The sequence below is a fragment of the Ruminococcus sp. 1001713B170207_170306_F1 genome, from assembly GCF_015668065.1.
GTDB lineage: Bacteria > Bacillota > Clostridia > Lachnospirales > Lachnospiraceae > Blautia_A > Blautia_A faecis.
Genome location: NZ_JADPEX010000001.1, coordinates 181,936 through 197,215 on the forward strand (window position 1 = coordinate 181,936; position 15,280 = coordinate 197,215).

The window sequence follows — 15,280 nt, forward strand, 5'->3', positions numbered from 1 at the left end:
TTATAATAATTTAAAAGTATAACCAAAAATTCTGCCGATTCTAATTGTACATTTTTTCACACAATTTTTCAATAGTTTTCCGTGTTTTTATGCAAAAAAATCCCTCGATTTTCGGGGGATTTTTTTATATATCATACATATTCCGTCAGGCTTTTTAGTGAAAAAAGTCATGAAACACCTTGTTTGCGCACCATAAATAGGTGATTTTGACAATATTGCGATCTGCTGTCACAAAATAGTTATCCAGGACAAGTTCTCCAAGGCTAAAAGTGACCTGACCAATTTTCTGCCCCTTTTTCACAGGTGCTGTCAAATTTTTCTCAATACGCAGATGGCAGGTAATCTTTTCCCCTTCTTTCAGAAGGATCTGTTTCTTTTTGTCAGAATCAGATGCCTGGATCTGGCCATTTATATATACATCTGCGAAACCTGTCCCAGTTTCTGTGAAAATTCTCCCGGAATTTTCCTGGTTTTCCTTACCAGATTCTTTCCCGCTGCTTTCGTCAGTCCCATCCTTTACTGGTATAGCCGGAATCTCCGGCTCCTGCCAATAGGTTTCCTTGTGAAAATTTGCTTTGCCATATTCCAGCAGTTTCATGGCATCTTTCCATTTATATGTCTTATTATTCGGCCAGCCGCAGCCAAGAAGGGAAATAATAAATTTTCTTTCCTCATTTTCACAGGCTGCCACATAACAATAACCCGCATTTCCTGTAAAACCGGTTTTTCCTGAAATGGCATCCGGAGTCATATCAAGAAATGCATTTGCATTATGGACGGAAAACTGACGTTTTCCTGTAATATCAGAAAAAGAATAATCCCTGGTCTGTGTGATATGAAGAAATGCTTTATTTTTCACAGCATAGCTCATGATCAAAGCCAGATCTCTTGCGGTAGTCTGATGAATGCCTCCTGCATCTGCACTGTCAAGACCGTTCGGCGTAACAAAATGAGTGTTCGTGCAGCCAATCTCCTTTGCTTTTGCATTCATCATTTTTGCAAACCCTTCCACAGAACCGCCAATGTGTTCAGCAATTGCCACAGCCGTATCATTATGGCTTTTCAACATTAAAGAATAAAGAAGATCTTCCAGGTAATACTGCTCCCCTTCCTTTAAATTCAGCTTTACTTCTGGTTGAGAAGCCGCATTTTCTGACACCATTACATAATCATCACCGGAGCCCTTTTCCAGTGCAAGGATACAGGTCATTACCTTTGTGGTACTGGCATTTGGGCGAGCTGTATAGCCCTCTTTTTCGTACAGTACCCGGCCAGAATCCCCATCCATAAGAACTGCTGATAAGGCATAGAGATTTCCAGGTCCGTCTGTTTCTTTCATATCAACAGCTGCCGGTATCATCTGCACAATGGAACTGACAGTCTTTTTTTCATCTGTGCCAGTGCTTCCTGACACCTGGGCAGCAGTGCATAAAACAAGTACAAAAGTCAGTGTAAAACAAAAGAATCTGTATCTGCTTTTCATAGTCCACCCCACATTCCGTTTATAGTATTTTACGCGGACCTGTCCCAAACTATGCAAAGCTCACTCTACAAGTTTTGCCTGATAAAAAGAACAGGTATCTTACAAAATACCTGTCCCTGAAATTGGTTCAATTTTCAGTTTGTATATCACAGCTAACCATTGTAAGTCAGATTCCATCGCTCAGACAACAGCATGTCCTCCTGGGAAAGCTGATACAGCTCCAGCAATTCTGCCGGTGCCTCTTTCACCTCTTTTTCAAACAATGTATTCAGCTGTTCCACAGGTTCCCTGCTGCCACCTGCCGGCTGAGCCATCATATAGTGATCGATCAAAGCAGACTGTGCTCTTCTTCCTCCAAGGCTGGAAAGCTTCGACAGACGCGCCCGTCTCGTCCCGCCATCGTCACATACCAGCAGATTTGTCATAAATTTCATCAGTTTAAGGCTCAGAAGAATATCTCCTGTTTTTACAAGAGGAAAAGCCTTGTGGATTTCCGCTGCATTTTTGCGTTTTGCTTTGATACAATCAGAAGGATAAAAGGCATATGGATTTTTCCCATTTTCTTCCATAAGGAAGCGGTCAAATTCAATTTCCAAAAGGCTGTGGGAAATCCTGCCCTTATCATTCATTTCATTTACAAAAGGATGACAGGAAGAGTCCAGAAGATAATGACAGCCAAAGCCAAGAAGATAGACAAGAAGCGCCTCATCACCAGTCTCTCTGACCTGCGCCATTCCCTGGGCAAAAAATGCCCGGGCTTTTTCTTTGTGCATACGGTATCCTACACTGCTTACGTGATTCTTAAAAATAAAATAATAGAAGAAAATATCCGGTCCGTGAAGACCGATCCGATACAGTTCACCGTTTTTCCGAATAATTTCTTTCACTTGATCGGGCAATTGCCTGTATACTTTCTGACCAAACAAATCATGTGCATATGTTGTGGGCATTTTTTATCTCCTGTCTTATCGCCTGCAGTTTATCTGCGGCTTACTTGTCCTGTTTCATTGTCTGCAGTTTATCCGCGGCTTACTTGTTCTGTTATATCGTCTGCAGTTTATCTGTGGCTTACTTGTCCTGTCTTATATATCCAGCTTCAGCTGTACTTCCTCTTCTGCCTCAGCCTTAAAATCCGCCATTTTTACCGGATCCACAGCCGGCAGCTCTTCCAGACCCTGCACACCAAATGTGCGAAGAAATTCTTCTGTAGTGCCGAAAAGGATCGGCCGTCCAGGTGCATCAAGACGTCCAAGCTCCTTTACCAGATTATACTCAACCAGCTTATTTACTGCATGATCGCTTTTTACTCCCCGGATCTTTTCAATCTCAGCTTTTGTCACAGGCTGCTTATAGGCTATAATAGACAGCGTTTCCAGCATAACATCTGTAAGGGCAGGTTTCTTAGGCTGTATGGCAATCCGGATCAGACAGCCATAGTAATCCCGTTTGGTGCACAGCTGATAAGAGCCCTCCAGCTCAATGATCTGGATTCCCCTTCCCTCATCCTTATATTTATCCATCAGATTATGGAGTAGTTTTTCTGTAGTTGGCTTATCCTGCTGGATTGCTTTCGCAATCTGACCTAATTCCACAGATTCACCCATCGCAAACAGGATTGCCTCAACGGCACCTTCTAATCGTTTAATTTCCATACACTATCCTTCTTCCTCTGCAAATTCTGTCAGATTCTTCCAGGTTTCCGGCTCTGTCACAACATTGATCTGGATGTCATCAAAAATCTCTTCCTGAACCACATGAATGTGTCCCATTTTTATCAGTTCCAGCACGGAAAGGAAGGTAACGATTACCTGTACTTTGGAACACTGCTTTTTCAACAGGTCCCGAAAACTGAATTTCCTGTGAGTCTTTGCAAATTCTTTCATCTCCAGCATTTTATCAGAAAGACTGACTTCTTCCTTCTCGATTTTTCCAAACTGACTTCGGATAGGGTCCCGTCTGTCGTCCTGCCGCCTGATGATCGACTGGTAAATGGCGTTTAATTTCTCAAGAGTAAGACCAGCCAGAAGTTCTGAGGGATCCACTGGCTCCCGATACTGAAGCACCTCCCTTGGCACATCCGGCTCACGGAAATAAACGCCGCTGGCATCGTCCATTTTGTCCTTCAGCTCATAAGACATATATTTATACATCTTATATTCCAGAAGTTTCTGAACCAGTTCCGCTCTGGGGTCCTCCTCTTCTCCTTCTTCATTGATTTCTTTTGGAAGAAGCATCCGGCACTTGATATCCAGAAGTGTGGCTGCCATGACCATAAACTCACTCATAACTCCAAGATCTTCTTTTTCCATAGCGTGAATGTATTCCATATACTGATCCGTAATCTCCACAATCGGTATATCATAAATATCAATTTTATTTTTATCAATAAGGTGAAGGAGCAGATCAAGCGGTCCTTCAAAAACATTCAGTTTTACGGGAATTGCCATGCGCTTTCCTCTCTCCCTTACGGTTTCATTTCTATAAAAATCAGCTCTCTTGGATTATGGATCCGAAGAGGCACTGTGTGTTCCCCGAGGCCTGCACTTACGATCATACATTTGCCATTTTTGTAAAAATCGCCGCAACAGTATTTTGGAAAAGGTATAAACTGGGAACTGATGGCTCCCACATGTCTGGAAAAACGGAGCACACCGCCATGGTAATGTCCAGACAGAATCAGGTCTGCCCCCCAGTGGAAATAGGTTCTGCCATATTTTGGGTTATGGGCAAGAAGAATATTTATGGCTTCCGGATCTGGCTTTCCCATAAGCTCTTCCATTTTTTCAGAAGTTAGCTTCGGGGAAAAAGGCTTGTGATAGTATTCCAGTGGAAGTTCCAGTCCATTTACCACAAAGGAATTGCCAGCCAGAACAACTTTGCTCTTCTCATTTGCCAGAAAACAGATTCCTTTTTGTTTCAACTCTGCCTGATATTTCAGGTACTCATTCCGATAAAGGTGCCCTTTGGCCTTCATTTTGGTTTCGTGGTTTCCCATGGCGTAAAAGATGGGGAAATTCTTCGCCAGTGTACAAAGCAGTTTTCTGGCAGTTTCCAGGGTGAAAGGATCCATCCGGACCACCATGTCTCCGGCAAGAAGAATGGCATCGGGGGCATTTTCCTGGATTTTTTTCAGCAAAGCACTATTCTCTTCGCCGAAAATGCTTCCGTGAAGGTCTGCAAGAACAGCAAAGCGCACGCTTTTTTTTATTTTCGGGTTATGGACTTCATAGGTTACAGTTCGAAATTTTTCCATAAATCTCCTTAAATACTTTGTAATTTCCAGAGCGTGTTTGAAAAAGGCCTTCTGCAATCTGCACGCCCCAGGCCCTGCTTACTTTCCAAATCCACAATTGGGGAAGGTACAGACTTTGCAGCTCAGGCAGAGACCGCCTTCTCCGTATGCAGCAACTTCTTCCGGGAAAATTTCATCGTCTGCCATGATTCTTGGCAGAACCAGGTCAAATACAGTACGCTTCGCATACATGACACATCCAGGAAGCCCAAGGATTGGGATGCATTTGCCCTCTTTCTCATAGTAAGCGATAAGAAGCATGGCTCCTGGCAGTACCGGTGCACCGTAAGTAACAACTCTGGCTCCTGTATCACGGATTCCTCCAGGTGTACGGTCATCTGGATCCACACTCATACCGCCGCTGCAGACTACCATGTCTGCACCCTGGTTAATAAATTCCATAATGTCGTCTGTGATCTGTGCCTTGTCATCTCCTGGAGTCGTCTGACCGATCACCTCAGTGGGGTACTCAGAAAGCTTTTCTTTTAATACAGGGGTAAAAGTATCCTGAATCAGACCTTTTTTTACCTCGCTTCCAGTTGTAACGATTCCAACCTTTTTAAAATGATAGGGAAGAATGGAAAAAATCGGTTCCGGGCCAGCGGCTTCCACAGCTCTGTCCATTTTTTCTTTTTCGATTACAAGAGGGATGATCCTGGTGCCAGCCAGTTTATCTCCTTTTTTTACCGGGAAGTCCCCATGGCGGGAAGCAATCATCATCTCCCCCAGAGAATTCACTGCCAGAAGGGCATCTCTGCGGATTTTCAGAACTCCGTCCTCGTCTGCTACCAGTTCGATCTTGCCTTCTTTCACATCAGTTCCATGCATGGAATCTCCTGCACAGATTTTATACAAAATATCAGCGCCCTCATTTTCATGAAGAATGCCTTCTTTCTTTTCCCACACAAAAAGATGTTCTTTTCCAACAGAAAGGAGCAGCGGAATGTCCTCTTCTTTCACAATATGTCCTTTGGAAAACAGAACGCCTTTCTTCTCATCCTTTATAATCTGTGTAATATCATGGCAGAGGATCTGGCCTGCTGCGTCTTCGGTTCTTATTTCTTTCATTCTGCAATTCATCCTTTCGCATATAATTGCTGTTTACGATCACAATCCGGCTTTGCAAAGTTTCGCATATACGCCGTCCTTCTCCATCAGCTCCTGATGTGTACCTTCTTCTGCAATTCCATCTTCGGTCAGCACCAGAATCCTTCTGGCATTGCGGATCGTGGAAAGACGATGGGCGATCACGAAGGTGGTTCGGTCTTTGGCAAGACGTTCCAGAGATTGCTGCACTACCTTCTCACTTTCGTTATCCAGGGCGGATGTTGCCTCATCAAAGATCAGGATCGGCGGATTCTTCAGAAAAGCTCTCGCAATGGAAAGACGCTGTTTCTGTCCTCCGGAAAGCTTCACGCCACGCTGTCCAATGTCTGTGCCATAGTTATCCGGCATTTCCATAATAAAATCATGAGCATTGGCAAGCTTGGCTGCGCGAATGACTTCCTCGTCGGTAGCGTCCGGACGGCCATACCGGATATTTTCCATAATGTTTCCTGCAAACAGATATACATCCTGCTGCACAATGCCAATCTGATTACGAAGATCCTTCAGTTTGATCTTTCGGATATCTTTTCCATCCAGATAAATGGCACCGGATGAAACATCATAGAATCTGGGGATCAGGCTGCAAAGGGTAGTCTTTCCAGCTCCGGAAGTACCTACAAGGGCAACATAGTCACCGGGCTTCACCTCCAGATTTACGTTGGAAAGCACTTTCTCATTGTGGTCCTCATAGTGGAAAGAAACATTCTCGAAGCGGATATCTCCTTTTACATGATCCATAGAAACGGCATCCGGCGCATCCTCAATATCCGGCGCAATGGACATCATTTCCAGGAAACGGTCATAACCACTGTAGCCGTTCTGGAACTGCTCGGTAAAGTTTACCAGCTTGGTAACCGGCTCTGTAAAATTGTTAATATACAAAAGAAAGGTCACAAGATCTGTGGCGCTTAAATCTCCTGCTGCCAGGAACATGGCTCCGGAAACCAGTGCAGTAACTGTGATCAGTGTGGTAAACGCATCCATGCCTGCATGATAACCTGCCATATAGCGGTAAGTCACACGCTTGGAATCCACAAAACGCTCATTTCCTTTACGGAATTTCTCAATCTCGCGCTTCTCATTTCCAAAAGATTTTACCACACGGATTCCGGAAAGACTGTCCTCGATCTGGCTGTTGATCTCGCCCATGCGCACACGGTTTTCCTTAAATGCACTTTTCATCTTTTTATTATAAATCAGTGCATAGATCAGCATAATAATTACAACTGCGAAGCACAGCAGTGCCATCTGCGGCTTCACATTCATAAGAATGATCAGTGCTCCGAACAGCTTGATCACTGAGATCAGAATATCCTCCGGTCCATGGTGGAGAAGCTCTGTAATATCAAAAAGATCACTTGTGATCCTGGAAAGAAGCTGGCCGACCTTCTGATTATCATAAAATGCAAAAGAGAGCTTCTGGTAATGGCTGAATATCTCATTTCGCATATCATGCTCAATATAAGCACCCATCATATGTCCATAATAGGTAATAAAATAACGGCTTCCAAGCTGCACCAGGATCAGTACCAGCATTCCCACCCCGATTTTCAAAATCATGGTCTTCGCTTCATCCGCTGACATTTCACTTATGGAATTCATAATATAACGAACCATCAGTGGAATGACAAGTGTCACTGCTGCCCCAAGGAATGCAAAAAAAAGATCTGCAAAAAACAGTCCCTTATATGGTTTATAATAGCCTGCAAGCATCTTTAATCTGCCAGGCTGTTTTTTCTCTTGTTTCATATGTTTTCCCTCCGCTTTTGCTGCTATATTTTTGTAAGACATCAGCAAAAATTTTCATACAGAGTTTATTATAAACCGACGAGGACTGTTTTGTCAAAATGCTTCTGTAATTATTTTCTCCAAACAGTTTTTATAGGTTGCTTTTTCTATGGTTTCAGTGAAAAGAATGTTGATCTCGCCAAGCTTTTGCCCATCTCTGTAGTATTCCAGAGTACCAGCAGTTTCGCCCTTTTTCACCGGAGCCTGCACCTGGGTTTCCAGATTCAGTTTCCGTTCCACTTCGCCTATGGGTTTTCCATCGGTGCTGAGATACTGGAAATTCTTTTCGTATTTTACTTCTGCGGTGGGCTTGGTTCCTTTTCGAACCTCTATCTGGGGAAGCTTTTCGGGATTTTCATCTGTAAAAAGACTGCATTTGGAAAAACCATAGTTCAACATGGCTGCTGCATCTTTAAAACGGACTTTGTAATCAGGAGCCGCCATAACCACGGAAATCAGAGTAATATTATTTCGGGACGCTACAGCAGATACGCAGTACTTTGCCAGACTGGTACTTCCTGTTTTTAATCCTACACAGCCGTCGTAGCTGCGAAGAAGCTTGTTAGTGTTTGTTAATCCGAACTCTTTGGAACCTTGTCTGGTCACATGGGTAATATTTTCCATCCAGATAGAGGAATATTCCAGTATCTTCGGATATTTTGTAATCAGTTCCCGGCTCATGAGGGCAATGTCACGGGCTGTTGTGTAGTGATCCGTGGAATCTGTCAGCCCACAGCAGTCCACAAAATGGGTATTTTGCATTCCAAGACCAGCCGCCCGCTCATTCATCTGCCGCACAAATTCCTGCTCGCTGCCCCCGATATGCTCTGCCATCGCTACACTGGCGTCATTTCCAGAGGCGATCACAATGCACTTGATCATAGTCTCCACATCCTGGGTTTCCCCTTCCTCCAAAAATACCTGGGAGCCACCCATAGACTTAGCGTAAGCGCTGGTTGTTACAAGGTCATCCATTTTCAGTGTACCATTCTCCAACGCATCGAAAATCAGGATCAGTGTCATGATCTTCGTAATACTTGCCGGACTGCGTCTTGTGTCCGGATCTTTTTCGTAAATCACAGTACCGGTACCGGCTTCCATCAGAAGGGCTGAAGGCGCCTGTACAAAAGTGTCATCGGTAGCCACTTTTGACTCTGTGGTTTGCTGCTGTTCCTCCGCATATGTAATCCGACAACCAGCCCCCACCATGAGACTAGCCAGTAAAATGGACAGAACCGCCTTTCTTATTGCCTTTTCAAGCATAGGATGTCTCCTCAAAAATAAGTTCTATTATATTGTAAAACTCGTGCTTCTATTTTATTCCTCTAATCTCAAACGTAAAAAGCGGCGGCCAAGGAAACTTCCTCTTTGCCACCGCGGATTGCTATTTAGTGGGTTGAAAAGTTCTTCAGGAGGGACGCATTTGGACAATGTGTATTACTCACTCGCCGGCGCAACGCTCCAGCAAACTAATCGCTAACTGCGACTAATGCGTTCGGGAGAGCCCTCACGCATAAGTCTACGTAAGCGCTGGATTTCGCCTCCGCTAAGAGCGCGCCTGAAATGGCTCGCTGGAGTAATACACATTGCCCAAATGCTGTATACTGACTGGGACCTGCTGGTTGGTAAGAACTTTTAACGAAGGGGGAGGGTGAGTGATTGTTTTCCCGATATTTTTTTGACAACGATAGATTAGAAAAAATGAAGTTGCGGGATAACGACCAATTCACAAAATAGCAATTTAATCTGCTAAATATGCCTTCTTCAACTCGTTTTTCGTCATTTCCTGCACCTTAAATGTAGCAGTTCCATCTCCGCTTTCCCATGTAATATGCAGACAATTCTCACCTTCCGGCTTTACATCTCCGTAAATGATCATTCCCGCATCTCCAAACCAGATTGCATAAACTGGTTTTTCTTTCCACATCCAGGCTTTCTGCTCTTCATCATATTCCAGCCCTAATGCCTTATAAATATAACTATTCCCGTCTGCCATATACCCAACCTGATCTGCAGCTGAATCCTGCGCTATCTCTATATCCGTCTTATCATCCGTATTCTGTCCATCCTGCACAACTGTCACGAAAAAATCCTCTGTTGCTGATTCTGTAGCGGATTTTCCAGCATTTTCTGCTTCAGCCGCTGTCACTTCGTCGGTCTCATCTGTCACAGTATCTGTGTCCCCATTTTGAAAAACCTTGGTTACCATCTTTCCATCTGCATCCATATAACTCTCTGCATACGCCCATGCCACTGTCTGCGGTATCCATGCCACACCAACAGTACCCAGAATTGCTGCACAGATTCCCAGTGCCAGCCCTTTTCCTCTTTTTTTCAACCCTTTGTTTTTCTGCATTGTTTTCATAAAAAATGCTCCTTTCTTCTTTTTGATTACATTAAGAAGAATAGAGCATTTTCTTGTATTCCATATGTAAGTAATTTGTGATTTCTATGAAGTTTCAACTTAGAGCGTGTCTGAAACATGCGAATATGGAGAATCATTGGAGGGATACGATCACTGGCAACAATTCCATTTGGAAACACACACCTGCCTCTGTATTTCTCATCTCATACTCTGCCCCATGCTGTTCCAGAATCTCCCGTACAATATAAAGTCCCAGACCGCTGCCGCCGTTTTCGCGGTTACGGGAGAAATCTACGCGGTAAAAGGCGTCAAACAAACGGGGAAGATCCTGTTGGCTTATGTGCGCACCTGTGTTTTCCACTTCCAGAAGTATCTTCGCTGTATTTTTCATACTTTTCAATTCTCTTGAATTTTGGCACCCTGAAACTTCTTTTAGTAGAAAAGAGTTAGATGTGGAAGAATCCACATTATAATCCGTGGATAATTTCACACTTATTCTCTCACCAGCAGGTGAATACCGTACTGCATTTACCAGAATATTCCGGACTGCAATCGCCATCAGTCCAGAATCTGCCATGCAGGGACACTTCTCTGGCAAAAAGATTTCCAGTTCCATATTTTTCTGCTCAAAAAGCTCGTTCAGGTCTGCCAGCTGAAGCCTCACCAGCTCTGCCATATCCATCTCTTTTTTCTTTAATGAGAAACCGCAGGATTCCATTCTGGAAATCACCAGGATTTCCTGAACCATATTCTGCAAAGTAACCGTCACTTCTCTTGCCCGGGCAAGATATTTGTCCCGATCCTTGTAGACTCCCACATTCTGTTCCATGCCTTCAATCTGCCCTTTTAGTATGGTCACAGGCGTTTTCAGCTCATGGGACGCTGCTGCAAAAAATTCCATACGTTGCTGTTCCAGTTCCCGCTCCTGTTCCATCTCATCTTTCAGTTTGGCATTGGCTTCCCAAAGGCTGGACAAAGCCTGATCCAGGCTTTCCGCCATTGTGTCAAGGCTTCTGGATAAAACCCCAATTTCATCTATACGCTTCATATCAGTGCGCACCGAGAAATCCAGATTCGCCATTTTGTCAGAAGCCGCGCCCAACTTCTGCACTGGCTTTGACAAATATCTGGAATAAAAAAGAGCGATCAGCAAAGATACCGCAAAAACAGTAAGCAGCATCCACGGAAGGATCTGCCCCAATGCTTCCACTGCCTAATTCACAAGCTGGGTAGAGCCAAACACAAAAAGGGTATACTTATGATCTGTTCCTTTAAAAGCAACCTCATAACGTCCCATAGCCTGCTGTTCCATCTGCTCCACCATGGAAACACCTTCTTCTGTCTGGATATTATCTGCTTCCATAGTTTCTACTGTACTGGCAAATTCTTCTGACACCCCTTCACTGCTTCCTTCTATCTCTGAAGTTATCATCAGCGCATCCCCAAGTCCATTCCACTCCCTGACAATTCCACCATTTTCATCAAGAAGAACCACTCTAGACTGATTCGCACTGCTGAATTCTTCCATAACAGATAATGCATTTTCCAAAGTATATCCGGACAAAGATTCTGCCAGCTGCTTCGCCCTTGCTGCCAGCGTCCGGTTCAGGGAATCGGAATAGCTGCGCGGCATAAAAGCGGTCACGAAGCCATAGGAAACCCCGGATACAGCCATAAGGATCACCATGGTTAAAAGAAATATTTTTACACTAATTCTGCTTTTTATGTATTTTATCAATGCGATATCCTACTCCTCTGATGGTATCAATGTAATCCCCTGCCAGCATTTTCCGAAGATTCTTAATGTGTGTATCCACAATCCGGTCTTCTCCAAAATAATCAGCACCCCACACAGCATCCAAAAGCTGATTCCTGGTTAGTACACGCCCTTTGTTCAAAAGGAACTCTCGCAAAAGTTCAAACTCTTTCTGGGTAAGCTCCACTTTTCGCTCTTCCTCCCACACCTGGTAACCGGAAGAATCCAGCTTTAAATCTCCATACTGTAATATCTCAGGGTTCTTCTCATCTGATAAATGTTTCCCACTGCGCCGCAGCACTGCCCCTATTTTCCGCAATAGTACCTGCGTTGAAAAAGGTTTTGTCACATACTCATCCACCTGAAGATCGTACCCTTTTATCTGGTAGGACTCATCATCCAGGGCGGTGAGCATGATCACCGGCACCAACGAAGATTTCCGAATCAACTCCAACACCCCAAAGCCATTGATTTTAGGCAACATCACGTCCAGAAGAACCAAATCAATTTTCTCTTTTTCCTCCTCGTACAGATTAATAGCTTCCACCCCATCAGAGGCGCAAAACACCTGATATCCTGCCTCTTCCAGATAATTTTTCAACAATTCCTGTATATCAAATTCATCTTCCACCACAAAAATATAACTCATTTTCTCTCCCCATATCTGGCAAATTTCCCCAAGCCTATTTCTTTTATTTTCCTATAAACAGTTGCGCAATAGATTTCATAATACTTGGGGCGTGCAAAAAAATCTGATTTACCATTGCGGACCTTGACACATTATTCGCAGTATACCACGTCTATATGGAGTTTATATGGAGTTTATGAATTTTCTTCCTCATCTTCCAGAATCCGCAGCCCGGCTGTGCTGGTTACGGGGAGGGAAAATACGATGGTTTCTGCTTTGGAGGTGAGACCGGCTTTTTCCATGATAGCACTCATAATGGCATTTTTCTGTTCTGATTTTGCCACAATGAAGATCACCTCTTTTTCGGAAACCAGGGAAACGCCAAGAAACTGTTCGGCGCGCTTCATTCCTACCCCTTTTCCATGAAGAACGGTACCGCCGGTTGCGCCACCCTCCTCTGCTGCTTTCATCACCTGGGTGTTATATCCGTAATTGGCAATTGCCACGATCAGTTCATGCTTTGTCTCTTTCAATGTACCTTCCTCCTCTCTTACAAACTCCTGTCCCTGAATGAGAAATCCCAATTCCCGTTTGCCGCCAATGCTGCTCATGGGAATGGTAAATGCAATCCCAGTTCCGGGCACGTCGATCCGCAGCTGGTTCTGCAAGCCCTTTTTCACCTTTTTCCAGGTAGCTTCTGTCACAAAGTGAAAACAGATGCTTTTCTCATCATCTTCTAATCCCATATAGTCAAGGATGGAGCTTGAGGCAGTTCCCATACCAAGGGAAACCGTTCCTACTTCTATCTGATTTTCCCGGTAAAGTGCTGCAAATTTCGACATGTATTTTCGGTTGGTGATGGTAACCATCATGTATAATTCGCTCATAGATGATTCCTTTCTTTATAAAGTTCGTTGCTGTTCATAATCTTCCCTAAGTGTACCCAATCATCATTCCTATAATCTGTACTTCCACTTTGTGCCACACAAAAATGGCATCTATTAGGTCTTCCTAACTATAATTGTTCATTTATAATGTGTTTGAGTCAACACTCAATCCCTATTTTCTTAATTTTCTATAACTCTATAATTTCTGTGTCTTCCAGTTCTTCAAACAGTTCCGCCACTGGTATAGCTTCCACTGGTATTTTGTCCGCAGGCAAATTCTTCCCCTTGCCTCCAAGCTCGCCGCCTTTTACCCGATAAACCAAGCCTAGCACCTGCAAAGTAATAAGCGGCGTCATAGCAACCATTGCCACTACGCCAAAAGCATCTGTCACAATATTTCCTCCCACAGCTTTACAGGCTCCCTGTGCCAGAGGAAGGAGAAAGGTTGCAGTCATAGGTCCTGAGGCAACACCACCGGAGTCAAATGCAATGGCAGTAAAAATTTTCGGCACAAACAGGCTGAGAATTAAAGCAATGGCATAGCCTGGCACCAGGAAATAGAAAATGGAGATTCCGGTCAGCACCCGAAGCATGGAAATCCCAACAGAGACTGCCACACCCACAGACAAACCGATCTGAATAGATTTCCCGGAAATCGCTCCGTCAGTCAGCTCCTCAACCTGCTTCATCAGCACATATACCGCAGGCTCGGCTTTTACAATAAAGTAACCGATCACCATTCCAAGAGGCACAAGAATCCAGTTATAAGGCAGATTTCCCAATACCATCCCCAGGTAATTTCCAGCTGGGATAAAGCCTACATTTGCCCCGGTAAGAAACAGAACAAGTCCTATATATGTATAAAATAAGCCGATACAGATTTTGATCAGCACAGTTTTATTCAATTTCAGCGAAACAATCTGGAAAATTCCGAAGAAAGCAATAATTGGGAAAAGGGATACAGCGATCTCTTTAAAATATTTTGGCAGTGCAACTGCAAATAATTTTCCCAGTTCTATCGAGTTTTCCACTTCAGAAACCACTTCCAGCGCAGCACTGCCTTCCGTGTGGTACAAAAGTCCCAGAATCAGGACTGCCAAAATAGGTCCAATGGAGCACAGAGCCACAAGCCCGAAACTATCATCTCCAGCATGTTTATCATTACGGATGGATGCAATACCAACACCCAATGCCATAATAAAGGGTACCGTCATAGGTCCAGTGGTCACTCCACCGGAATCAAATGCCACTGCCAGAAAATTCTCAGGAACAAACATGGCTAATATAAATACCAAAATATAGAAACTGAATAACAATGGCGGCAGCGCAATTCCAAAAAGGATACGCAATAAGGCCACAACAAGAAACGCACCAACACCAAGTGCCACGGATAAGATCAGCACCAGATTGGGCACAGAAGAAACCTGTTCTGCAAGAACCTGCAGATCTGGTTCAGATATTGTGATAATAAAGCCCAGAATAAAACCGATAATTATAATAAAGCCTAACTTTTTCGTGCGAAGCATGCTGCCTCCCACATGCTCTCCCATGGGCGTCATGGATAATTCTGCTCCCATGGAAAAAAAGATCATTCCCAGGATCACAAGCACAGATCCTACCAGAAATTCCACCAGGATGCCTGGGGATAACGCGGCCACGGTAAAACCAAGTATAAAAACGATCAGTACAATGGGAATCACTGCGCTGATGGATTCTCTGGCTTTCTCCCTGGCTTTTTCCTTTAAGACGGACTGATGGGACTGAAGTTCTCTGATTAATTTTCTTTTTTCCACATATACCTCCATTTCTGAATATTTCACTGTAGTTGCCTGGAGCGTGTTTGAAAAGGCATTCTATCATCTATACGCCCCACTTCGATGCCTGATATGGATTATTGTAACATTTTCCCATGGGGTTCGTCATCTATAAAACAAATACATATTCTTAATTTTTTGTAAACTGCCTGCATAAACA

The 15,280-nt window shown here is 43.9% G+C and carries 14 protein-coding genes; all 14 read right to left on the reverse strand.

The features are described 5' to 3' along the window. Window positions 1-154: 154 nt before the first annotated feature. A complete protein-coding gene (locus I4V84_RS00820) occupies window positions 155-1,483 on the reverse strand; it encodes a D-alanyl-D-alanine carboxypeptidase family protein (protein WP_243283990.1) in 1,329 nt (442 codons plus the stop codon). A gap of 152 nt (window positions 1,484-1,635) precedes the next feature. Next, the gene (locus I4V84_RS00825; protein ID WP_195991035.1) at window positions 1,636-2,433 is read right to left on the reverse strand and encodes a zinc dependent phospholipase C family protein; all 798 of its coding nucleotides are present in this window, start codon (window positions 2,431-2,433) and stop codon (window positions 1,636-1,638) included. Window positions 2,434-2,565: 132 nt separating this feature from the next. Then, complete coding sequence (scpB, locus tag I4V84_RS00830) at window positions 2,566-3,135, reverse strand: SMC-Scp complex subunit ScpB (protein WP_195991036.1); 570 nt, start codon at window positions 3,133-3,135, stop codon at window positions 2,566-2,568. Between the two features lie 3 nt (window positions 3,136-3,138). Continuing rightward, window positions 3,139-3,930 (reverse strand): segregation/condensation protein A, encoded by a 792-nt coding sequence (locus I4V84_RS00835; RefSeq protein WP_118578030.1) that lies wholly within the window; start codon window positions 3,928-3,930, stop codon window positions 3,139-3,141. Window positions 3,931-3,947: 17 nt separating this feature from the next. Beyond that, window positions 3,948-4,736 carry a metallophosphoesterase gene (locus I4V84_RS00840; RefSeq protein WP_195991037.1) on the reverse strand — a complete coding sequence of 263 codons (789 nt, stop codon included), beginning with the start codon at window positions 4,734-4,736 and terminating at the stop codon, window positions 3,948-3,950. Window positions 4,737-4,814: 78 nt separating this feature from the next. After that, on the reverse strand, window positions 4,815-5,843 hold the full coding sequence (locus tag I4V84_RS00845; RefSeq protein ID WP_173717744.1) for a molybdopterin-binding protein: 1,029 nt from the start codon (window positions 5,841-5,843) through the stop codon (window positions 4,815-4,817). A gap of 39 nt (window positions 5,844-5,882) precedes the next feature. Beyond that, window positions 5,883-7,631 (reverse strand): ABC transporter ATP-binding protein, encoded by a 1,749-nt coding sequence (locus I4V84_RS00850; RefSeq protein ID WP_118578027.1) that lies wholly within the window; start codon window positions 7,629-7,631, stop codon window positions 5,883-5,885. Between the two features lie 93 nt (window positions 7,632-7,724). Further along, window positions 7,725-8,933 (reverse strand): D-alanyl-D-alanine carboxypeptidase family protein, encoded by a 1,209-nt coding sequence (locus I4V84_RS00855; RefSeq protein WP_195391620.1) that lies wholly within the window; start codon window positions 8,931-8,933, stop codon window positions 7,725-7,727. A 478-nt stretch (window positions 8,934-9,411) separates the two neighbouring features. Then, window positions 9,412-10,035, reverse strand: coding sequence for a hypothetical protein (locus tag I4V84_RS00860; RefSeq protein ID WP_173715962.1), 624 nt, complete (start codon window positions 10,033-10,035; stop codon window positions 9,412-9,414). A 133-nt stretch (window positions 10,036-10,168) separates the two neighbouring features. Continuing rightward, window positions 10,169-11,245, reverse strand: coding sequence for a HAMP domain-containing sensor histidine kinase (locus I4V84_RS00865; protein ID WP_207748604.1), 1,077 nt, complete (start codon window positions 11,243-11,245; stop codon window positions 10,169-10,171). Between the two features lie 3 nt (window positions 11,246-11,248). Beyond that, the gene (locus tag I4V84_RS00870; protein ID WP_207748605.1) at window positions 11,249-11,722 is read right to left on the reverse strand and encodes a hypothetical protein; all 474 of its coding nucleotides are present in this window, start codon (window positions 11,720-11,722) and stop codon (window positions 11,249-11,251) included. Between the two features lie 22 nt (window positions 11,723-11,744). Beyond that, on the reverse strand, window positions 11,745-12,440 hold the full coding sequence (locus tag I4V84_RS00875) for a response regulator transcription factor (RefSeq protein WP_195991040.1): 696 nt from the start codon (window positions 12,438-12,440) through the stop codon (window positions 11,745-11,747). 173 nt (window positions 12,441-12,613) lie between these two features. Further along, the gene (locus I4V84_RS00880) at window positions 12,614-13,306 is read right to left on the reverse strand and encodes a P-II family nitrogen regulator (protein WP_195991041.1); all 693 of its coding nucleotides are present in this window, start codon (window positions 13,304-13,306) and stop codon (window positions 12,614-12,616) included. Window positions 13,307-13,494: 188 nt separating this feature from the next. Further along, window positions 13,495-15,099 (reverse strand): DUF1538 domain-containing protein, encoded by a 1,605-nt coding sequence (locus tag I4V84_RS00885; protein WP_272112825.1) that lies wholly within the window; start codon window positions 15,097-15,099, stop codon window positions 13,495-13,497. Window positions 15,100-15,280 lie beyond the last annotated feature (181 nt).

Coding starts and splice junctions, on each gene's coding strand:
- I4V84_RS00835 (WP_118578030.1), bottom strand. CDS start 3,930: ATGGCAATTCCCGTAAAACTGAATGTTTTTGAAGGACCGCTTGATCTG.
- scpB (WP_195991036.1), bottom strand. CDS start 3,135: ATGGAAATTAAACGATTAGAAGGTGCCGTTGAGGCAATCCTGTTTGCG.
- I4V84_RS00820 (WP_243283990.1), bottom strand. CDS start 1,483: ATGAAAAGCAGATACAGATTCTTTTGTTTTACACTGACTTTTGTACTT.
- I4V84_RS00880 (WP_195991041.1), bottom strand. CDS start 13,306: ATGAGCGAATTATACATGATGGTTACCATCACCAACCGAAAATACATG.
- I4V84_RS00855 (WP_195391620.1), bottom strand. CDS start 8,933: ATGCTTGAAAAGGCAATAAGAAAGGCGGTTCTGTCCATTTTACTGGCT.
- I4V84_RS00845 (WP_173717744.1), bottom strand. CDS start 5,843: ATGAAAGAAATAAGAACCGAAGACGCAGCAGGCCAGATCCTCTGCCAT.
- I4V84_RS00850 (WP_118578027.1), bottom strand. CDS start 7,631: ATGAAACAAGAGAAAAAACAGCCTGGCAGATTAAAGATGCTTGCAGGC.
- I4V84_RS00840 (WP_195991037.1), bottom strand. CDS start 4,736: ATGGAAAAATTTCGAACTGTAACCTATGAAGTCCATAACCCGAAAATA.
- I4V84_RS00875 (WP_195991040.1), bottom strand. CDS start 12,440: ATGAGTTATATTTTTGTGGTGGAAGATGAATTTGATATACAGGAATTG.
- I4V84_RS00860 (WP_173715962.1), bottom strand. CDS start 10,035: ATGAAAACAATGCAGAAAAACAAAGGGTTGAAAAAAAGAGGAAAAGGG.
- I4V84_RS00870 (WP_207748605.1), bottom strand. CDS start 11,722: ATGGTGATCCTTATGGCTGTATCCGGGGTTTCCTATGGCTTCGTGACC.
- I4V84_RS00825 (WP_195991035.1), bottom strand. CDS start 2,433: ATGCCCACAACATATGCACATGATTTGTTTGGTCAGAAAGTATACAGG.